Raw genomic sequence first — 20,446 nt, 5'->3', positions numbered from 1 at the left:
TGGCGGTGGGCAATGTGGCGGATCAATTGGTGGAAGCCCTGGTGCCCCGCATCGCGGCATTAAAGATCACGCAAGGCATGGATCTGTCGGCCGAGATGGGGCCGGTGGTGACGCAGGTGCACAAGGAGAAGATCGCCGGCTATATCGCGAAAGGTGTGGAAGAGGGCGCCAAGCTCATCTGCGACGGGCGCGGCTTTGTCCTGCCCGGCAACGAGCACGGCTTTTTCCTCGGCGGCAGCCTGTTCGACCACGTCACGCCCGAGATGACGATCTATAAAGAGGAAATCTTCGGCCCCGTGTTGTGCATCGTGCGCGTGCCCGATTTCACGGCGGCACTGGACCTGGTCAATGCGCATGAATACGGCAACGGCACGGCCATCTACACGCGCGACGGCAACACGGCGCGCGAATATACGCACCGGGTGCAGGTGGGGATGGTGGGCGTGAACGTGCCGATTCCCGTGCCGATGGCCTTCCACAGCTTCGGCGGCTGGAAGCGCAGCCTGTTCGGCGACCATCATGCGCACGGCCCGGAATCCGTGCGTTTCTACACGAAGCAGAAGGCGGTGACGCAGCGCTGGCCGGCCTCGACGGCGGCCGGGGCGGAGTTTGCCATGCCGACCTTGAAGTAATCAGGCCAGTGGCGGTGCCTTAGCGCGCCGCCACGTGTCCGTAGCAGGTTTTCAGTTTCGCATAGTCGTAAAAGACGCTGCCCGGCGCGATGCGGGCGCCGTCGCAAGCGGCCTGGAAGTCCGTTTCCTTTTCGTTGTACAGCAGGCGCACGATGAGCTGCCCTGCGTCGTTGCGGTACACATCCCACTGCATATTGGCCGCCAGCGGCGAGACGCTCTGGCCGCGCCATGAATTGTTTTCATAACTGTAGCTGACCGATGCCGGCAAGGGGGCCAGCGCCTGCTTCAAGCCCATGGCCGACGCGAGCGGAATAATCATCTCGGCGTGCGTGAAGCGCAGCTTCGCCGCGTGGCGCACATCTCCCCTGGCCAGGGCATCGACTTCATTGAAAAAATCGTCGCGCAAGGCCAGCGCGAAGCGCCACGTCACACCGCTGCTTTCCGTGGTGGCCGGTCCCTTCTGGTAAAAATCCTCGTGGTCGGCGACATAGGCGTAGTAGCGCGCGTCCTCGGCAGGCAGGTAGCGGCTGAAATCGGCCGGCACTTCATGCCGCATGCCGGCCGCGATCGCATACAGCTCATACAGTTTCGTCGCTGCCGCATTCAGGCTGCGGATGACGGTCTTGCCGCTGCCCGTCATGGTGCGCGTGAACTTGCCGTCCGCGCTGGTGAAGGTGTAGCTGCCCGTGTCCGCATAGCTGGCGCGGCCGCCTTCAAACTGAGCGAGGAAGGCGGGAGAAAACAGCCGTTCGAGCACATGGCGCGCATGTGCGGTCGCCGCAGGCAGCCTGGCCGGGGTGCCCATCCGCGCATCCAGCTGCTTGGTTCGTTCATAGTACTGGTAGGCCTGGCTGGCGGCATAGGTGGCGTAATACGGGTTGGCCGGATCGGTGACGCGGTCCGTCTGCGGCGCCAGCTTGTGCGCGTACAGCAGGAAGCGGTTGACGCCATCGGGCTGCAATATCGGCTGTACCGCGGGCTTGCGCCCCTGCGGATATGGCGCCGGCGCGGGCGGCAGATACACCAAGGGTGTCAGCGCTGGCGCGTGCTCGAGCAGCGACTGCGTGAAGAAGCGCGAACTGTCGCGCGCGCGGTCCACGCCGGAATGGATGGTGACGAGCTGTCGCGGCGCTGTCGCGGCGTCCTTTCCCACCTGCGCGAACAGTGCAGGCAGGCGCGCCAGCATGCGCACGGCCAGCTGCCGATGCTCGTCGATACCCGTCTGCGACAGGTTGCCGTAGCCGGGCCGCTCGATGCCGGCCACGCCATAACCGAGCAAGGCATTGGCCTTCATCAGGGCCAGGATGTCGGGGCCGAGTTCGCGGCCCAGGGGCGTGAGCGCATCCTGCGCGGCGGCCTGTTGCCACATCGCATACAGGGCCGCGTCGTTCTTCATGCTGGTGAGTCCGCGCGAACCGTGGCGCGCCGCCAGCTGCGTGAAAATGGGCTGGAAGCCGGCCGGCGGCGCGGCATAGGTGGCCGGGTCCTGCTGCGGCGCATACGGCGTCTTGGTCTGGTAATGGCCTTCGACGGCCAGCGTGGGACCGGCGCACATGGCGAGGGCCAGGGCCAGCGGGATGCTGGCCAGGGAAAGCGATGGAGGCATGGGAGTCCGTGACGTGATGAGTTCCTGGGCGCAAGCCTAGCATCAAACGCCAAACTGGCGGGCACGGCTGGGAGCCGGCCCGCCTGCACTCCGTGATTACTGCGCCACGTGGCCGTAGCAGGTCTTCAGCTTTGCATACACATAGAAATGGCTGCCGGCCGCATGGCGCGCGCCATCGCAGGCGGCCTGGAAGTCGGTTTCCTTTTCGTTGTACAGCATTTTTACCAGCACATTGCCGCTGGCGTCGCGGTACACGTCCCACTGCATGTTGGCCGCCATCGGCGCCACGTACAGGCCGCGCCAGCTGCTGTTGTCATAGCTATAGGTCTGCGCCGCCGGCAGCGCGCCGACGACGGTCTTCAGGCCCATGGCCGTGGCCAGCGGGATGATGGCTTCCGCATGCGTGAAGCGCAGTTTGGCGCCGTGCGACAGGTCGCCGCGCGCGATGGCGTCCACTTCCGTGAAGAAGTCGTCGCGCAGCGCGCGCACGTAGTTCCAGGTGACGCCGGCGCTTTCCGTGGTGCCGGGACCCTTGTTGTAGAAATCCTGGTAATCCTGCACGAAGGCCTGGTACTTGGCCGCGTCCGACGGCATGTACTGCACGAAGTCGGCTTTGACCTCGTTCGTCATGCCGGCCATGATGGCGTACAGGTTGTATAGCACCGATGCGGCGTCGGCCAGTCCCTTGATGCTGGTGCCGCCGTCGCCGGTGACGGTGTTGGTGAATTTGCCGTCGTCGCTGGTGAAACTGTAGGTGCCCGTGTTGGCGAAGCGGTAGGTGCCGTTGTCGATCTTGTCGACGAACGCCTTGGTGAACAGGCGTTCCAGGACTTCGCGCCCCAGGGTGCGCGCCGTGGCATCCGTGTCGATGGCCGAGTACTTGGCCAGGAAAGCGGGGCTTTCCAGGTAGGCCTGGTAAGCCTGGCTGTCCTGGTATGTCTGGTAGTAGCGGTCGAGGGCATCGGTGACCAGGTCCGTCTTGGGCACCAGCTTGTGCGCATACAGCAGGAAGCGGTTGGTGCCATTCGGCTGCGCCACGGGCTTGCCGGCCGGGTAGCCGGCGGGCGCGGGCGGCAGGGTGATCAGCGGCGCGACGTTTGGTGCCGTGGCGGCCAGCGACTGCGCAAAATATGCGGCGCTGTCCTTGGCGCGGTCCACGCCGGAACTGACGGTGACGATCTGGCGCGGTGCGCTGGCGGCGCTCGCGCCCAGTTGCGTGAACAGGGCGGGCAGGCGCGCCAGCATGCGCACGGCCAGCTGCTTGTGCTCATTGATGCCCGTCTGCGACAGGTTGCCGTAGCCGGGCGCCGTGATGCCGTCCACGCCGTAGCCGAGCAGCGCGTTGGCCTTCATCAGTTTCAGGATGTCGGCGCCCAGCTTTTGCCCCAGCGGCGTGAGCGCATCGTCGGCGGCGGCCCTTTGCCAGACGTTGTAGAACGCGGCGTCGTACTTCATGCTCGACAGGCCGCGTGAGCCGTGGCGCGCCACCAGTTCGGTGAACACGGGCGCGTAGCCGGCCGGCGCGGCTTCATACGTGGCCGCCTCCTGCTGCGGCGTGTACGGCGTCTTGGTCTGGTAGTAGGTGGCGGGCGGCGGCGTCACAGGAGGCGTCACCGGCGGCGTGACAGGGGGCGTCACCGGAGGCGTTGTCTCGCCGCCGCCACAGGCGGCCAGGGAGAGCATCAGGATGGACAGGGGGAGATGGCGTGCGTGCAGCATGGCGTTTCCTTTGGATGTGAGTTGCCCGGGCGCGCCGCGCAGGACGGCGCACCCAGGGCAGACAGGCAGGATGGTGGAATTTAGAGCTTGAGGGCCTTGGCCAGGCTGTTGGCGCGCGCATCGCGCTCGCTCAATGGCGCCAGGCCATGGCGTTCCTCGATGAACTTCAGGATCGACACGGTTTCATACTCGGTATGGTCGATATGCCCGCCTTCGCTGAACGGCGAGATGACAAGGGCGGGGATGCGCGTGGCCGGGCCGAAGCGGTCGCCTTTGGGCGGCGCCACGTGGTCCCAGAAGCCGCCGTTTTCATCGGTGGTGACGATGATGACGGTGTCCTTCCATTGCGGGCCTTCCATGATGGCGCTGATGATGGCCACGCCCTCGTCGTCGCCGGCCGCCACGCTCGATTTGTCCATCCCCGGATGCATGTTCTTCTTGCCCATGGGCTTGTAGAACGAGACGGGCGGAAGCTTGCCCGCCTGGACGTCGGCGATCATGTCGGAGCGGTCCTTCAGGTGCGTGGCGCGCTGCTGCGGGCTGTCGATGAAGCGCTTGAAGTAGGTGAACGGCTGGTGGTGATACGAGAAATCGTCGGCCTTCTTGCCCGACTTGGTCGAGGCGACGGCGATGTCGTAGCCGTCCGCATAATAGACCCACGCGATACCCTTGTCCGTCAGGCGGTCGCCGATGGTGGGCATGGTTTGCGGCGGCAGGAACGTCTGCTTCTTGGTCGGGTCGAACAGCAGCGGGCCCTGCATGGTGTTGACGGCGTAGCCGTCCTGCGTCACTTCCGCTTCCTCGCCCTTCTTGTGGCCCGTGCCGCGCTCATCCTGGGCGACGATGGACTTGGGCGCGTTCGGGAATACGGGGGTGCAGGCGCAGGTCAGCCACATGTGGTTGAGGAAGGAGCCGCCGTAGGCGGACTGGAAGAAGCGGTCGGCCAGGGTGTAGCGCTGCGCCAGGGCCCATAGTTTGAGCTTGCTGCCGTCGAAATAGCCCATCGGCAGGGCGCCCGTATTGCCCTCGACGACGAAGCGGTCGTTCTTGCCGTGGTTGATCTGGCGCTTGTGCGTCCAGAACGCGTGCACGGGACTGGCCGTCTTGTCGCCCAGCGACACGCTCGGCTCCATGCGGAAGGGCGCGTTGGCGATCTCGCCCTTGAAGCGCTGGTCCAGACCGCCCTTGTCGAGTGCCACGGCGGGCAGCATCGCATACGGCTTGCCGTCGGGACCGGTCTGCGTGGTGGTGTCGGGCGAGCGGCCATTGGCGATGCCGTCGGCGCCGGGGAAGGTGCCGAACAGGTGGTCGAAGCTGCGGTTTTCCATGTACACGACGACGATCTGGCCGATCTTCGCCAGCTTCGGATCGGCGGCGGCACTGGCAGCCGTATTGTGCTGCATGCCGGTGGGGGTGGTGCAGGCCGCCAGGCCGATGGCCCCGGCGCCGAACAGGGCGATTCTTAGAACGTGGTTCAACATAACGGTCTCCTTGATACGCCTCCGTGGACGGGGCGCTTTTTTTAGTGGTGTGGCCAGAACAGGCTTTTTGAAGAAATTGCACACGTGTGCAGTACACGTGTGCAAACAGTAACCCGGATTTTTTTCGATGTCAACAAGTACAGGCGGAGGAGTAAAAAGTGTGGAAAACGGGGAACGGCGGGCACTGCGGGGCGGTGGGGGCGGGCAGACGGCGTTGCGCCATCTGCCGTATTGAGTCGCTTAGCGCGTCGTGCCGCGCCGCACCAGCGTGACGGGGACTTCCTTCAGGCGGCCCGGCATGGCAAATTTTTCCATGCGCTCGACCAGGCTCTTGACGGCGCGGCGCGCCAGTTCGCCCGCATCCTGGCGGATGGTGGTCAGCTGGTAGGCGTCGAGCGCCGCCATGGGAATGTCGTCGAAGCCGATCACCTGCAATTGCGCGGGCACGTCGATGCCGTACTTGCTGCGCGCCGCGTCGATGAAGCCGCAGGCGATCAGGTCGGTGGCGCAAAAGACGCCGTCGGGCAGCTTGCCCGAGGCGAGCAGGGCGTCGGCCGCTTCCTGGCCCGCCTGGTAGCCGATGGCGTCGGCCAGGTATTCGCCGGCCGTGCAGCGCTTCTTCGCCACGGCCGGCGCCAAGTGGTCGAGGAAGGCCTTGCCGCGCGCGATGCCGCTGAAACTGCTGGCGCGCGTATTGACGAAGGCCAGCCGTTTGGCGCCGCTGTCGAGCAGAGTGCCGGCCGCCAGTTCGCCGCCATGGCGGTTGTCGCTGTTGACCACGTCCACGCCCTTCAGATCGCGCGCGCGGTTGATCATGGCCACCGGTACTTGCCGCTGCAGGTATTCCGTCGCCACGGCGGACGGCGGCGAGCCGGACGTCATGATGACGCCGGAAATCTTGTAGCTGAGGAGGATGCGCAGCAGTTCGCTGAGGCGTTCGGGATCTTCCGCATTCATCAGCAGCGGCACCAGCGCATGTTCGCTCAGGCTGCGCGTGACTTCGCCCAGCAGGGCCACGCGGAACGGGTCCGTGAAGCCCGTGATGACGACACCCACCAGATTGCTTTGCCCCTGGTTCATGCTGCGCGCCAGGATGTTGACCTGGTAGCCCAGCGACTGCGCCGCTTCCATCACGCGGGCCCGCGTTTCGGGCGCCACGCTGGCGCCGGGCGTGAATGTGCGCGAGACGGCGGAGCGCGAGACGCCGGCCCGTTTGGCGACGTCGACCGAAGTGACCCAGGACTTGTCTTTTTGTTCCATTGACGGTGTAGATGATTGAGAGGCCGATGCACGATGCGGTGCGGCGCAACGCCGCGCCATCATCTTAGCCGAAAATCCCGGCCGCGGCGCGAACTGAATGCCGGTGGCACTATCAGTCACGCGGCACGGCCGGCATGCCGGCCCTCAGCTTTTCAATCGTCCTACCACTTCGGCGTGTACTTCAGCGTGAACTGCACGTTGCGCGGGTCGCCATAATAGTTGTTCGACCCGGTGGTGTTGTAGGCCGGGATGATGTAGCGCTTGTCGAACAGATTGTTGACGTTGACCGACAGGGCCACTTGCGGCGTGGCTTGCCAGCCCAGGCGTGCATTCCAGATCGAGAAACCGGCAACCTTGAACGTGCGTTCGGTATCGACCGTATGGCTTTGCAGGCTGGTGCCGGCGCCCACGCTGAACTTGTCCCACTCGCCGGGCAGGGTATAGCTCGACCAAAGGCGCAGCATGTGCTTCGGCGTCCACGTCGAAAAGACCTGGCCCTTGTTGTCCGGATCGTCGAGGTAGGTCGTCGTCGTGTAGGCATAGCCGGCCGACAGCTGCAGGCCGCGCGCCACTTCGCCCGACACTTCCGCTTCCAGGCCCTGGCTGCGCACCTTGCCCGAGGCGCGCGAGCAGTACCAGCCGTCGCAGGCGAAACCGGCAGCGTAGTCGGTGACGGCGCGGTCCTTGTGGTCATAGCGGAATACGGCCAGCGAGGTGTTGACCTTGCCGTCCACCAGTTCACCCTTGATGCCACCTTCGTAGCTGCTGCCCGTGATCGGCTTGAGGGTCCGGCCTGCCACATCGTGGTTCGTCTGCGGCTGGAACACGTCCGCATAGCTGGCGTAGGCCGACCATTGCGGCGTCAATGCGTAGATCAGGCCCACCGATGGCGTGAACTTGGCCGTGGCGCGGGTGGCGTCGCGGTAGCCGTCCGGCGTGGCATACAGGAAGTCGTACCAGCTGAAGCGCCCGCCCAGCAGGGCTTTCAGCTTGCCCGTCAGCTGGCCGTTCCAGGTGGCGTACAGCCCTTTCTGGCGCATGTCGTAGGTGCTGTAGCTGCTCACGCCGCGCGCGGCGATGCTGTCGAAGTCCTGCCACGGGCGATGGTGCTTGATGTTGAAGATATCCGCGCCCGTTTCCCACGCGCGCGCATAGCGGTCGTTCGACGTCATGCTTACATAGCTGGCGCCGGCGACGACTTCCTGCGCGATGCCCAGGCCGTCGAATTTGCCGCGCACGAAAGCGTCGATGCCGCGCTTGCGGTTGTCGAAATCGGTGGAAAAGTCGCCATAGCGCGCGCCGCTGCCATCGGGTTTGATGGCGAAGGCCGTGCGCTGGTGCGTGGAGCTGGTGCTTTCATTCATGCCCAGCGCCGAGGCCTTCAGGCTCCATTGCGTATTGAAGTGGTGTTCCAGGTCCAGGTAGACGGTGCTCTGTTCCACCAGGCTGCGGTTCCAGTCGGCGCCCGTGAAGGTGGAGCGCGGCAGCGGCAGTGCGCTGCCGTCGACGTAGCGGGGCAGGCCGATGAACGTGGGGCGGCCGTGGGCCTTGACGTGGCTGGCGGCCAGGCCCACGGTGGTGGCGGGCGCCAGGTCGTAGTCGAGCGTTGCATACAGTGTGCGGTTCTTGCTCCACACCTGATCGATGAAGGAGTGGCTGTCGTCTTCATCGACGATGGCGCGTCCGCGCAGGGTACCTTCCGCGTTCAGGGGCGTGCTGATGTCGACCTGGGCGCCATAGTGGTCCCAGGAACCGGCGCGCCCCGTCAGCGTGATCGCGCGTGTGGCCAGCGGGCGCTTGCGCACGAGGTTGACGGAACCGCCGGGGCTGCCCGTGCCAACGAGCATGCTGGAAGCGCCGCGCAGCACTTCCAGGCGGTCGTAGATGACCATGTTTTCCTGGCCCCAGTTACCCAGCGCATAGGTGTTGCGGTCGATCGGCACACCGTCGTATTGCCACTGGTCGATCTGGAAGCCGCGCGCCGTGATGACCACGCCCGGGCCCACGCCATGCACTCCCACCACGCCGGTGACGTTGTTGACAGCTTCGCGCAAGTCCGTGATGCCCTGGTCGTCCAGGCGCTGGCGCGTCAGCACGCTGACCGATTGCGGGATGTCCTTCATCGCCTGTTCACCCTTGCCGATGCTGATCTTGCGCGCCGTGTAGGAACCGCTGCCTTCCGTGGTGGCGCCTTGCTCGGCCTGGCCGACGATGGTAATCGAGGGCATGGTGCGCTCGGCCGCCGAGGCGGCACTGGCCGCCGCCGTGGGGGCGGACGCCGGCGCGGCCACCAGCACGTAGCCGGTGGACGTCTTGCCGATGGCATAGCCGCTGCCGCGCAGCAGCATGGCGAAGCCGTCGTCGATGGCGTAGCTGCCTTGCAGGCCGGCCGTCTGCAGCCCCTGTACCTTGGCCGCGTCGATGACGATGGACACGCCCGCCTGCTGTGCATAGCGGTTCAGGGCGCCGGCCAGCGGGCCGGCGGGAATGGCGTAGCTGGCGACCGCCGGCACGGCCTGGGCGGCTGCCTGGGCATGCAGGGCCGCGCCAGCGAGCAGCATGGCCGCCAGGGCCAGCGGGCGCAGACGCGTGCGCAGGGTGTTCGGGGAGGAAACGGCAACGACTTGAGCGTACATGGTGACAGCCTTTTTTGAATGATCTCAGCTGCCTTGACGCGCGAGATGCGCCAACACGAACCTGCGTGGAAAATTATTTTTTTGCGGTGCCAGTGCTTGGCGCGTCGACCATCACCAGGTAGCGCGTCAGCATGCGGATGCGCAGTTGCGGGAAATTGTCGATCAACAGCTGCAGCGCCTTGTCCGTGTCGTCCAGCGGCAGCACGGCCGCCACGCGGATGCCGGCGATCTGCGCGCGGTCGTAATGCAGCTGGCCGGGACGGTGGCGCGCCAGCTCGTCGAGCACCTCGGCCAATGGCTGGTCGTCGACCACCAGCTGGTGCGCGTGCCACGCTTGCTGCACGCTGACCGCATCGATGGTTGTTAGCGGTCCGACGCCATCGCCCGTGATGCGCGTGCGCTGACCCGCCCGCACCACGACGGCAGGATGTTGCGGCACCTGCGCCGATACTTTCGACTCCAGCATGTTCAGGATGGTGGCGCCGTCTTCCCGGCGCACGCTAAAGCGCGTGCCCAGCGCGCGGATCGCCGCCTGCCTGCTATCGACGATGAAGGGGCGCTGCGCATCCTTGGCGACGTCGACGAGGATGTCGCCACGCACCAGTTCCACGTGCCGCTCGCCCGCAGTAAAGCGCACGTTGACGGCGCTGCCGCCGGCCAGGGTGATCCGGCTGCCGTCGGCCAGGATGTGCGACTGCCATTGCCCTGTGGGGCTGCGCAGGTCGGCCAGCAGGTAGGCGGGGCGCTCGCTGGCGACCATGGCCGTGCCCAGCACCAGCACGGCAACGGCACTGGCGGCGGCCAGCTGGCGCATGCGCTGGCGGGGACGATCGGGGGCGATGGCGGCCAGGGCGGCTCGCGCGGGGCGGTGGTCGCCGCCGGCCGGCTCGCGCACGGCGTGCAATTGGCGCAGCAGGTTTTCCATGCCGGCCGCTGCGTTCGCGTGCAGCGGGTCGGCCGCCTTCCATGCGGCGAAGCCGGAGCGTGCCTGTTCGCGCTCGGCCGGGTCGTCGGCGCTCAGGCGCACGATCCACTGCGCGGCCTGTTCGGCTGCCGCGTCGGTGCGCGCGCCCTTCATGCCGCCATGGCCGGGCAGGCGTGGCGGCAGGCCAGCAAGGCTTGCACCAGGTATTTTTGCACCATGCGCGTGGAGACGTCCAGCTGCGCGGCGACGGCGGCCTGCGGCTGCTCTTCCAGGTAGTGCAGCAAGAAGGCGTCGCGTGCCCTGGCGGACAAGCCGGCCAGCGCCGTGGCGATCTGCCCGAGCGCCTGCACGGCCATCAGGATCTCGTCCGGCGACGGCGCGCCGGGCAGGCTGTCGGCCAGCAGGGCCAGTTCCGCCAGGTAGCTGCGTTCAAGTACCTGCCGGCGCGCGCGGTCGAGCAGCAAGCGCTTCGCCGTGGTGGACAGATAGGCGCGCGGCTCGCGCATGCCGAACAGGGCGTCGCGCGAGGCGATGATGCGCACGAACGTGTCTTGTGCCACATCGGCCGCGCCATGCGGACAGCTGAGCTTTTTGCGCAGCCAGCCCACCAGCCAGCCATGATGCTCGCTGTAGAGCGACTGCACTTGCTGTTGCAGGCTGGACTGAATGGCGGACATGGGGAATGAATAATATAAATGAGAATTATTCTCATTGTAAGCGCCAGCGGCGTCTCGCCACAATCCCCGATTGCATGCGGAGGTGGCGGGTGTTGCGCGCAGGCCGCATGCGCGGTAGCCGGAAATGAAAAAACCCGCCGCTGCACGGGACAGGGCGGGCTCATCAATGCTGCAAATTCTTGGTGGTGATAGGTGGACTTGAACCACCGACCCCAGCATTATGAATGCTGTGCTCTAACCAACTGAGCTATATCACCAAACAGACCGGTCAGACCGGATGCTGGTTTTGACCAGGTGAAACCTGATCGATGTTCTTTGGTGGTGATAGGTGGACTTGAACCACCGACCCCAGCATTATGAATGCTGTGCTCTAACCAACTGAGCTATATCACCCAACAGCCGAGCATTATCCAGTCTTCCGATTTCCTTGTCAATGCTGGCGCAAAAAAATGTGCGGATTTTTCACGCGCCAGGGCAGGCATGATTATTTTTGTAACGGCGCCAGCAATGGCTGGATCTGCGCCAGCATGACCGAGGCCGGATCAGTACTCAGGCAATCGATGACGATGCGCTCCGGCATGGAGCGCAGCCTAAGTCGAGCCTAGCGCTTGGCCAGTTGTTGTGTGGCGACGCTTATGTCAGCAAAGGGACGATTTGTGCCAGCATGGCGCTGGCCGGATCAGCACTCAGGCAATCGATGACGATGCGTTCCGGCATCGAGCGCAGCCAGGTCAGCTGCCGTTTGGCCAGCTGGCGCGTGGCGATGATGCCCGTCTCGCGCAAGGTGGCGCGGTCGATGCGGCCATCGAGATACTCCCAGGCCTGGCGGTAGCCCACGCAGCGCATCGAGGGCAGGCCCGGGTGCAGGTCGCCGCGCCGGCGCAGCTGTTCCACTTCATCGAGCAGGGCGTCGTCTTTCAGCATCAGGTCGAAGCGCGTGGCGATGCGCGCGTGCAGCACGGCGCGGTCGGACGGCTCCAGCGCGAACGATTGCAGCTGGAACGGCAGCACGGTCTTTTCGCGGCGGTCCAGCAGGGCCGACATGGGCTGGCCGGACAGGGCGATGATTTCCAGCGCGCGGCCGATGCGCTGCGCATCCTGCGGCGCCAGGCGCGCGGCCGTGACGGGGTCCTGCTCGGCCAGGCGCGCATGCATGGCGGGCCAGCCGATGGCGGCCGCGTCTTCTTCCAGCCGGGCGCGCAGCACCGGATCGGCGCCGGGCAAGTCGTCGAGGCCATCGGCCAGGCCCTTGAAGTACAGCATGGTGCCGCCGACGAGCAGCGGCAGCTTGCCGCGCGCGGAAATTTCCGCCACCAGGCGCAGGGTATCGTTGCGGAACTGGGCCACGGAATAGGCATCGAGCGGGTCGATGATATCGATCAGATGATGCGGTACCTGGGCCAGCTCTTCTTGCGACGGCTTGGCCGTGCCGATATCCATGCCGCGGTAGACGAGGGCGGAATCGACGGAAATGATCTCGGACGGGATCGCTTGCGCGATGGCCAGCGCACTGGCCGTCTTGCCGCTGGCCGTGGGGCCCATGATGGCGACGGCCAGGGGGAGATGTGGGGTGTTTTGCATGTTGACTCGTGTAAGGTGATGCGTAGGTCGGATGAGCGCAGCGTAATCCGACACTGCAGCGGCGGCATCGCGTCGGATTACGCTTGCGCTAATCCGACCTACCGTTTACTGGCCGCGCAGGAACAGCTTATCGAGCGCGTTGATCTCGACTTGCACCCACGTGGGCCGGCCATGGTTGCACTGGTCGGCGCGTTCCGTGCTCTCCATCTGGCGCAGCAGGGCGTTCATCTCCTGCACCGACAAGATCCGGTTGGCGCGCACGGCCGTGTGGCAGGCCAGGGTGCCCAGCAATTCGTTCTGGCGCTCGATCAGCACGCGCGAGCCGCCGTATTCGCGCACGTCGCGCAGCACGTCGCGCGCCAGGGTTTGCGCGTCCGCGTTCTTGAGCAGGGTCGGCACGGAGCGCACGGCCAGGGTGGTGGGCGACAGGGCGGCGATGTCGAAGCCCAGCGCTTTCAAGGTGTCCTGGTTTTCATTCGCCGTCGACACTTCGATGGCGTCCGCGTAGAACGTCACGGGGATCAGCAAGGATTGCACCTGCATGTCCTGGCCGGAGACCTGCGCCTGCAGCGCGTTTTTCAGCTGTTCGTACAGGATGCGCTCGTGCGCGGCGTGCATGTCGACCAGCACCAGGCCCTTGGTGTTCTGCGCCAGGATGTAGATGCCGTGCAGCTGGGCCAGGGCAAAGCCCAGCGGATATTCTTCGCGCGCCATCGCTTCGGGCGAGGCGATGTAGGGCTCCGCCTGGGTGACCGGCGAGTTGGCGGCACCTGCGCCGCCGCCGAACAGGGCGCCGTAGGCCGCCGTGTCCTGGGCCACGCCTGGCGCGTCGGCAAAGAAGGGGCGGGCCGCGCCGGGCGAGGCGGGCGCGAAGGTATTCGTAAATTGCGCGCCGAACGAGGTCTGCGTCTGCTCGCGGCGCCAGATACCGGGGCCGCCGTTAGCGGAACCGGCGTCGCCGCCCAGGGTGGAGGCGGCCGGCAGCGGTGCCGGCACGCTGCCGAACGCCGTGGCCGATGTCTGCGCCAGCGCGCGCTGCACCGCATGGAAGACGAACTGGTGCACGGAACGGCTGTCGCGGAAGCGTACTTCGATCTTCGACGGATGCACGTTGACGTCGACCAGGGCCGGGTCGAGGTCGAGCGCCAGCACGTACGACGGGAAGCGGTCGCCATGCAGCACGTCTTGATACGCCATGCGCACGGCGTGCACGAGCAGCTTGTCGCGCACGAAGCGCCCGTTGACGTAAAAGAACTGGCCGTCGGCGCGCGCCTTCGATGCCGTCGGCAAGCCGGCAAAGCCGTGAATGCGCAGGCTGCCGGCCGACTCGTCCAGCGCCAGGCGCGCTTCAGCGAAGTCGTTGCCCAGGATGTGGGCGCTGCGCTTGGCCAGTTCGCTGATATTCCACTGGTCGATGGTGCGGCCGTTGTGCGACAGCGAGAACGACACGTCGGGCCGCGCCAGCGCGATGCGGCGCACGACTTCGGCGCAGTGGCCGTACTCCGTCTGCTCGGATTTGAGGAATTTGCGCCGCGCGGGCGTGTTGAAATACAGGTCCTGCACGTCGACCGTGGTGCCGTGCGCGCCCGACGATGGCGAAACGCTGCCATTGTGCGAGCCGACGATTTCCCACGCATGGGCCGCATCCATCGTGCGCGACGTCACGGTAACGGCGGCCACCGAGGCGATCGAGGCCAGCGCCTCGCCCCGGAAGCCCAGGGTGCCCACGTTTTCCAGGTCGTGCAGCGATGCGATCTTCGAGGTGGCGTGGCGCGCCAAGGCCAGCGGCAGCTGGTCTTTGTCGATGCCGCGCCCGTTGTCGGTGATCGCGATGCGTTTCACGCCCCCTTCTTCCAGCCGCACCGTGATCTGCGTGGCGCCCGAGTCGAGCGCGTTTTCCAGCAGCTCCTTGACCACGGCCGACGGCCGCTCGACCACCTCGCCGGCGGCGATTTGCGAAATCAACTGGTCAGGCAGGGCCTGGATCGGGCGGTGGGGCGTGATGGGAGCGTTCATGCCCTGATTATAACGGGTTCGCAAGGGGAGGCACTGCTGTGCTGATGCCTTAAACCCAAAACGAAGACTGGGGTCGTACCCTCAGGGTACGCCCCCGGAATTTGCCCTTCGGGGCGTTTTATTTTCCCACCTCCCTCACCGGTATCGGCGCATTGCACAGGTCGACGTGGCCGGCCGTGACCTTGCTCCACGGGCCGCCGCGATGGCGCTGGGCTTCCAGCACGGCCTGGTAGGCGGCGCTGTCGGTGCGCATCACTTCCAGGTTCACGCGTTGTTCCGGTGGCACGCTGGCGGCCAGGCGGATGGACTTGATCGGCACGTTTTTCTCGGGGCTGTCGTAAAAGCCCATGGGGGCCGTGCCGCGTGGCAGGGTGGACAGCAATGGCATGCCGGAGACGACCCGGCCGACGACCGTGATGTCGCGGTCCAGGTGGCGCGGCGACTGGCCGATGACGGCGTACAGCTCGGTGCCGCCGCCGCTGTCGCTGTCGCTGTCGCGGCCCACGCCCACGGTGGCATAGCAATGCGTGAGCCAGGCCGTGCCGGTTTTCGGGTCGCGCGCGGATGGAAAGCCGTTCGAATGGCCGACCTGCGGCGCATAGCCGTCAACGTCCGGCAGGCGCGTGAAGCTCTTGATGTTTTTCAATGGCACGGTGAATTCGCCGGGCAGGGTGCGCTGGGCGTGCTGGATGGGCTTGGGATGTTTCTCGTTCGGATCGCCCCACTGCGCCACCCAGTTGTCCTGCGCGCGCGTGATGGCCAGGCCGTCGTAATACTGTTCGGCCACCAGGGCCTTGATGTTGGCCACGTGCTTCGGTGCGAAGTCGGGCGCCAGTTCGATCACCACGCGGCCGGCGGGAATGTCCAGGTACAGGGTATTGTCCGGGTCCAGCGCACGCCAGTCGGACGGTTTCGAGGCCTTGATCACGTCGGCCAAGGTTGCCTTGGCGGGCAGTTCGGCGGGCGTCTTGATCTGGACAGGGGCCGCGTGGGCCGTCAGATGTGCAAGGCCCAGTACGGTGGCCATGGTCAGGCCGCTCAATGGGTGTCGATACATGTTTTCTCCTGGTGGGCGCGGGTTGCGCCGTGGAGAAAGTGTATACCGGAATGGCAATATTTCGTTGTAAAAACATTGCAGATGGTAATCCTGACAGTTGCCTGCCGATATGGCGTTTCCTTAACCTTTACTTAAAATGCCACATCGCCAAGGGCGCTGCCGAATTAATCACGAAATATCGGCCCGGGGACTGCCGTTGCGCTGGCCGGGTGGTGTATGATTCCGCCGCTACCTTTAGGGAAAAATATATGGATTTTGTGCAATTCCTCGACATGATCGTGCATGTCGACAAGACGCTGGGCCTCTTGATCGAGCAGTACGGTACTCTCGTGTATGCGGTGCTGTTTGCCATTATTTTTTGCGAGACAGGCCTCGTGGTGCTGTTTTTCTTCCCTGGGGATACCTTATTGTTTATCGCCGGCGCGTTTTGCGCGACGGGACAGATGCACCTGGGCTTGCTGATCGCCTTGCTGGTGACGGCCGCCGTCACGGGCAACACGCTCAATTACTGGATAGGCGAGGCCATCGGGCAAAGGGTGTTTACCCACGATTACCGCTGGATCAACAAGGATGCCATGCGCCGCACGCATGAATTCTTTGAAAAGCACGGCGGCAAGACCATCATCCTGGCCCGTTTCGTGCCGGTGGTGCGCACCTTCGCCCCGTTCGTGGCCGGCATTTCCGACATGACGCATGCGCGCTTCCAGATGTACAACGTGACGGGCGCCCTGTTGTGGGTGGTCGGTCTGGTGACGGCGGGCTACTTCTTCGGCAATATTCCGTGGATCCGCGACCACCTGACCTTGATCGTGCTGATCGGTGTCGGCGCCGCCGTCGTGCCGGTGGTACTGGGCGGCTTGTGGAAACTCTACAAGCGCATGGTCGGCAAGTCGGCGTAAGGCCGCATGGATCCGGGGCAAGCGCGCTGCGGCACAGCCCGCAGCCGGCCCCGGATCCCGTTTTTCTCTGCGTTGTTTCTGTTTTACGTCTGCGCTGATTCAAGTTTTGTTGCTTTCCAGCCGTAAACCAGAAGGTATTCTCACTTTCTGGATTTCCATGCGACATTTGAGCGCCCTGTTAGCTTGCAGCCTTGCCGCGATGGCGGCCATGGCAAGCGCCAAAGATGCCCCCGCTTCGGCGAGCGCGGCCGCCTCCGCGCCGATGTCGGCGTCGGCGCGCGCGGCCGCCATGAAAACCCTGACCGAATCGGTGAAGGGCAAGGAGGCCAAGGCGCCTGTCGTCGTCGCGCCCACGGCGCGCGAGAAGGAAGAAGCGGCCGAAGTCGACCTGTCCGAACGCATCGCGGCGCGCCTGGCGGAAATGCGCGCCACCCAGGCGGCCCGCGCCGCCGCCCGCGCCAAGCGCGCCGCCGTGGTGAAGGCCGCGCCGCCGCCACCGCCGCCCGTGGCGCGCGGCACGCACTGGTCGTACGAAGGCGACAGCGGTCCGGCCAACTGGAGCAAGATCAATGTCGACTGGGCCAAGTGCGGCAATGGCAACCGCCAGTCACCGATCGATATCCGCGACGGCATGAAGGTGGAACTCGAGCAGATCAGCTTTGACTACCATCCGTCGTCGTTCAATGTGGTCGACAACGGCCACACGGTGCAGGTGGGCGTGAGCGGCGGCAATTACATCACGGTGCAGAACCGCATGTTCGAGCTGCAGCAATTCCATTTCCATCGTCCGTCCGAAGAGCGCATCAATGGCAAGGCATTCGAAATGGTGGTGCACCTGGTGCACCGCGATGCGGAAGGCCGGCTGGCGGTGCTGGCGCTGCTGCTGGAGCGGGGCGCGCCGCAAGCGACCATCCAGACCGTGTGGAACAACCTGCCGCTGGAAAAATTCGAGACCATGCAGCCGACCATTTTGCTCGACCCGGCCGAGATGCTGCCGGCGCGGCGCGACTACTACACGTATATGGGATCGCTGACTTCGCCGCCGTGCAGCGAGGGCGTGCTGTGGCTGGTGATGAAGCAGCCGGTGCAGGCGTCGCCGGCGCAGATGGCGCTGTTCAGCCGTTTGTATCCGCTCAATGCGCGCCCGGTGCAATCCGGTAACGGACGCATCATCAAGGAATCCAACTAAGCGAATTCCAGGCGCTGGCGGCCGGTCCATTCGGCGCCGGCGGCCAGCAGGTCGGGCTGGATCAGGGCAGGCTCGATGCAGATGAAGCGCTGGTACTCGTCGTCGCCCAGGTCGGGCAGGGCGGCCGCGTCCTGCGCGCCGGGGTTCCACACGACGGCATCCGTGAAGCCCTGCTGCTCCAGGCGCAGCGTATGGCGGCCGGACTGCAGGGTCAGGGCGCCCGGCAACTGGTAATAGATGCGGTCCAGCTTGTCCGAAAATTGCAGCTCCTCTTCCGCCTGCAAGGCATCTTGCGGCGTCTCGTCCGAATAGCGCACGCGCTGCAGGCCGCCAACGCGGGCCTCGCTCAATCGATCGATCGCAAAATAGCTGTGCAGGGCGGCCGAGAACGGAAACGCCTGTTCGCCCGTGTTGTGCACGGACAGGTGCAGTTCCAGCGATTGGCCTTGCACCGCCACGCGCAGGCGCAGGGTGAAGGCCCAGGGCCAGCTGGCGGCGATCGCCTCCGGCAGGTCCGTGTGCTGCAGGATGAATTGCGCCCACGCGGTGCCATCGGCGTCGCCCGTCGATTCCAGCTGCCAGGTCGCCACGCGCGCAAAGCCATGGCGCATGCCTGTGCCGCGCGCGCCGAACTGGGGGAAGATCACGGGCACGCCGCCCCGGATGGCGCGGCTGCCGTCGAGGGCGGAATCGCGGCTGCAGAACAGGCGCTCCTGGCCATCGCTGGTTTGCCACGAGACCAGGTGGCCGCCGTACAGGGTGACGGTCGCCTGCGCGCCATCGGCGGCGCGGATGGTCACGGCCGGCAACTGGCCAAAGGTGCTGTTGCTCATGCTAGGCTTTCATGTCAGGTCAAACGGCTTTTCGCCAGCGGCGGATTCTTCGCAAAATAATTCTTGATGCCCGTGACGATGGCGTCGGCCATCTGGTCCTGGTAGCCGTTGTCGGTCAGCTTGGCTTCTTCCTCCGGATTCGAGATGAAGGCCGTCTCGATCAGGATGGACGGGATGTCGGGGGCTTTCAGCACGGCGAAGCCGGCCTGCTCGACGGAACCCTTGTGCAGGCGGTTGATGCCGCCGATTTCTCGCAGCACGGCCTTGCCCAGCTTCATGCTGTCATTGATCTGCGCCGTCGTCGACAGGTCGAGCAGCACGCTGGCCAGCTGCTTGTCGTGGTTCTTCACGTTCACGCCACCGATCAGGTCGGCCTGGTTTTCCTTGTTGGCCAGCCAGCGCGCGGCCGTCGAGGTGGCGCCCTTTTCGGACAGCACGAAGACGGACGAGCCGCGCGCCGTCGGCTGGATGAATGCGTCGGCGTGGATCGAGACGAACAGGTCGGCCTGCACCTTGCGCGCCTTTTCCACGCGCATGCCCAGCGGGACGAAAAAGTCGGCGTCGCGCGTGAGCATGACGCGCATGTTCGGCTGCAATTCCAGCTTGGTCTTCAGGCGTTTGGCGATGGCCAGCACCACGTCTTTTTCGCGGCTGCCACGGCTGCCCATGGCGCCCGGGTCTTCGCCGCCGTGGCCGGGGTCGAGCGCGATGGTAATCATGCGCACCACTTTCTGGCCCGGCAGGGGACGTGCTTCGGGGCGCTGTTCCGGACGCAGTTCGGGCACGGGCGGCACGGTGGGCGCCGGCGGCGGCGTCACGGCGGCCACGGGCGGCTTGCCGCTCTCGGGCAGCGGCAGCGCGGGCGGCGGCGTATGCGTGTCGGCCATAGGCGGCTTGGCCGGGTCGCTCGACCAGTCGCCCTTTTCGATCATCTGCGCGATCAGGTCCGGCTCGCGCACGGGATACAGGTCGAAGATCAAACGGTGGTTGTAGGAGCCGGCCGGCGGCAGGGTAAACAGCTGCGGCGTGACTTCCTCCTTCAGGTCGAACACGAGGCGCACGACATTGGGCCGGTTCTGGCCCACGCGCACCTGCTTGATGTACGGGTCGTTCGACTGGATCTTCGCCACCAGGCCCTTCAAGGTGGGATTGAGTTCCAGCCCTTCGATGTCGACCACCAGCCGTTCCGGATCCTTGACGATGAAGTGGGTCGCCTTGAGGATGCTGTCGTTTTCCAGGGTGACGCGCGTGTAGTCCTCGGCCGGCCAGACGCGCACGGCGAGAATTTGCGCCGCCATCGCCGACATGGGCGCGAACACGGACAACAGCAGGGTGCCGCCGGCCTTGAGCACCGTGCGCCGGGTGATGGGCGAGGAGATCAAAGGTTCGGGGCGAATTTGAGACGGTGAAGGCATGACAGACCCAATTCAGAAGACGCTTGCAATTCTACATCACGTCCTGTACCCGCAACGTTCAAATAAATATTCAGGTCGGCCGGCGGCAGCACCGGTTCGGCTTTCTCCGGCCATTCGACGATGCAGATATTGCGCCCGTCGAAGTCTTCGCGGAAGCCCGCGTCGAGGAATTCCTCGGCGCTGCCCATGCGGTACAGGTCGAAGTGGATGACGTTGACGCTCTGGCCGTCGAGCTGCACCGTGTACGGTTCGGACAAGGTGTAGGTGGGACTTTTGACGTGGCCCGCGTGGCCGGCCGCGTGCAGCAGGGCGCGCGTGAGGGCCGTCTTGCCGGCGCCCAGGTCGCCGTGCAGGTAGATCGCCAGGCCCGGCGCCAGCGCGCGCGCCAGCGCGGCGCCCAGCGCGGCGGTGCCGGCTTCGTCGTGGAGGTGGGCTGTGAAGTGTTCGGTCATGATCTTCGGTATCGCATAAAATGGAGGCTGCTGTCATTGTAACCGCCCGCGCGCCTGCCGTTTTCCGT

General features: G+C 65.4%; 17 protein-coding genes and 2 tRNA genes. 3 read left to right on the top strand and 16 right to left on the bottom strand.

Features of this window, described 5'->3' with window-relative positions:
• On the top strand, window positions 1-632 hold a 632-nt coding region (locus CSQ95_RS12220), incomplete at its 5' end, for an aldehyde dehydrogenase family protein (RefSeq protein ID WP_143449956.1).
• A 19-nt stretch (window positions 633-651) separates the two neighbouring features.
• Here CSQ95_RS12220 and CSQ95_RS12215 read toward each other — a convergent pair.
• From CSQ95_RS12215 to CSQ95_RS12160, 12 genes are all read right to left on the bottom strand, one after another.
• Window positions 652-2,238 (bottom strand): histidine-type phosphatase, encoded by a 1,587-nt coding sequence (locus CSQ95_RS12215; protein WP_099409712.1) that lies wholly within the window; start codon window positions 2,236-2,238, stop codon window positions 652-654.
• Window positions 2,239-2,334: 96 nt separating this feature from the next.
• Window positions 2,335-3,957 (bottom strand): histidine-type phosphatase, encoded by a 1,623-nt coding sequence (locus tag CSQ95_RS12210; protein ID WP_099409711.1) that lies wholly within the window; start codon window positions 3,955-3,957, stop codon window positions 2,335-2,337.
• A gap of 80 nt (window positions 3,958-4,037) precedes the next feature.
• Window positions 4,038-5,438, bottom strand: a complete 1,401-nt coding sequence (locus tag CSQ95_RS12205; protein WP_218963608.1) for an alkaline phosphatase family protein — start codon at window positions 5,436-5,438, stop codon at window positions 4,038-4,040.
• 240 nt (window positions 5,439-5,678) lie between these two features.
• Window positions 5,679-6,698 carry a LacI family DNA-binding transcriptional regulator gene (locus tag CSQ95_RS12200; RefSeq protein ID WP_099409710.1) on the bottom strand — a complete coding sequence of 340 codons (1,020 nt, stop codon included), beginning with the start codon at window positions 6,696-6,698 and terminating at the stop codon, window positions 5,679-5,681.
• A 161-nt stretch (window positions 6,699-6,859) separates the two neighbouring features.
• Entirely contained in the window at window positions 6,860-9,334 is a 2,475-nt protein-coding gene (locus CSQ95_RS12195) for a TonB-dependent receptor (RefSeq protein ID WP_099409709.1), read from the bottom strand.
• 73 nt (window positions 9,335-9,407) lie between these two features.
• A complete protein-coding gene (locus tag CSQ95_RS12190; protein WP_099409708.1) occupies window positions 9,408-10,412 on the bottom strand; it encodes a FecR domain-containing protein in 1,005 nt (334 codons plus the stop codon).
• Window positions 10,409-10,936, bottom strand: coding sequence for a sigma-70 family RNA polymerase sigma factor (locus tag CSQ95_RS12185; RefSeq protein WP_099409707.1), 528 nt, complete (start codon window positions 10,934-10,936; stop codon window positions 10,409-10,411). The genes CSQ95_RS12190 and CSQ95_RS12185 overlap by 4 nt, the downstream gene beginning before the upstream one ends.
• Window positions 10,937-11,116: 180 nt before the next feature.
• A tRNA-Met gene (locus CSQ95_RS12180) sits at window positions 11,117-11,193 on the bottom strand.
• 59 nt (window positions 11,194-11,252) lie between these two features.
• Window positions 11,253-11,329 (bottom strand) — tRNA-Met (locus tag CSQ95_RS12175).
• 240 nt (window positions 11,330-11,569) lie between these two features.
• The gene (gene miaA / locus CSQ95_RS12170) at window positions 11,570-12,517 is read right to left on the bottom strand and encodes a tRNA (adenosine(37)-N6)-dimethylallyltransferase MiaA (protein ID WP_099409706.1); all 948 of its coding nucleotides are present in this window, start codon (window positions 12,515-12,517) and stop codon (window positions 11,570-11,572) included.
• A 105-nt stretch (window positions 12,518-12,622) separates the two neighbouring features.
• Complete coding sequence (gene mutL, locus CSQ95_RS12165; protein ID WP_099409705.1) at window positions 12,623-14,533, bottom strand: DNA mismatch repair endonuclease MutL; 1,911 nt, start codon at window positions 14,531-14,533, stop codon at window positions 12,623-12,625.
• A gap of 118 nt (window positions 14,534-14,651) precedes the next feature.
• Window positions 14,652-15,590, bottom strand: a complete 939-nt coding sequence (locus CSQ95_RS12160; protein WP_099409704.1) for a peptidylprolyl isomerase — start codon at window positions 15,588-15,590, stop codon at window positions 14,652-14,654.
• Between the two features lie 248 nt (window positions 15,591-15,838).
• On the opposite strand from CSQ95_RS12160, the gene CSQ95_RS12155 reads away from it, so the two are divergent.
• Window positions 15,839-16,489: a VTT domain-containing protein gene (locus tag CSQ95_RS12155; protein WP_070223029.1), complete on the top strand. Its 651-nt coding sequence runs from the start codon at window positions 15,839-15,841 to the stop codon at window positions 16,487-16,489.
• 99 nt (window positions 16,490-16,588) lie between these two features.
• Here CSQ95_RS12155 and CSQ95_RS30045 read toward each other — a convergent pair whose 3' ends face one another.
• Complete coding sequence (locus tag CSQ95_RS30045) at window positions 16,589-16,780, bottom strand: hypothetical protein (RefSeq protein ID WP_240453691.1); 192 nt, start codon at window positions 16,778-16,780, stop codon at window positions 16,589-16,591.
• Between CSQ95_RS30045 and CSQ95_RS12150 the strand changes: the two genes are divergently transcribed.
• A complete protein-coding gene (locus tag CSQ95_RS12150; protein WP_373631878.1) occupies window positions 16,779-17,678 on the top strand; it encodes a carbonic anhydrase in 900 nt (299 codons plus the stop codon). The two genes, CSQ95_RS30045 and CSQ95_RS12150, sit on opposite strands and share 2 nt — an antisense overlap.
• Here CSQ95_RS12150 and CSQ95_RS12145 read toward each other — a convergent pair.
• From CSQ95_RS12145 to tsaE, 3 genes are read right to left on the bottom strand one after another with little or no spacing between them, the layout of a single operon-like run.
• Window positions 17,675-18,511 (bottom strand): D-hexose-6-phosphate mutarotase, encoded by an 837-nt coding sequence (locus CSQ95_RS12145; protein ID WP_099409703.1) that lies wholly within the window; start codon window positions 18,509-18,511, stop codon window positions 17,675-17,677. The two genes, CSQ95_RS12150 and CSQ95_RS12145, sit on opposite strands and share 4 nt — an antisense overlap.
• Before the next feature lie 14 nt (window positions 18,512-18,525).
• Window positions 18,526-19,926, bottom strand: coding sequence for an N-acetylmuramoyl-L-alanine amidase (locus tag CSQ95_RS12140; protein ID WP_099409702.1), 1,401 nt, complete (start codon window positions 19,924-19,926; stop codon window positions 18,526-18,528).
• Window positions 19,890-20,378 (bottom strand): tRNA (adenosine(37)-N6)-threonylcarbamoyltransferase complex ATPase subunit type 1 TsaE, encoded by a 489-nt coding sequence (gene tsaE / locus CSQ95_RS12135; RefSeq protein WP_070223037.1) that lies wholly within the window; start codon window positions 20,376-20,378, stop codon window positions 19,890-19,892. Before tsaE ends, CSQ95_RS12140 begins: the two co-directional genes overlap by 37 nt.
• Window positions 20,379-20,446: the final 68 nt, after the last annotated feature.

Origin of the sequence: Janthinobacterium sp. BJB304, from assembly GCF_002735765.1 — a bacterium.
Lineage (GTDB): Bacteria > Pseudomonadota > Gammaproteobacteria > Burkholderiales > Burkholderiaceae_D > Janthinobacterium.
Note: the sequence above shows the minus strand (reverse complement) of the source record. Positions and strands in the feature narration are given on the sequence as shown.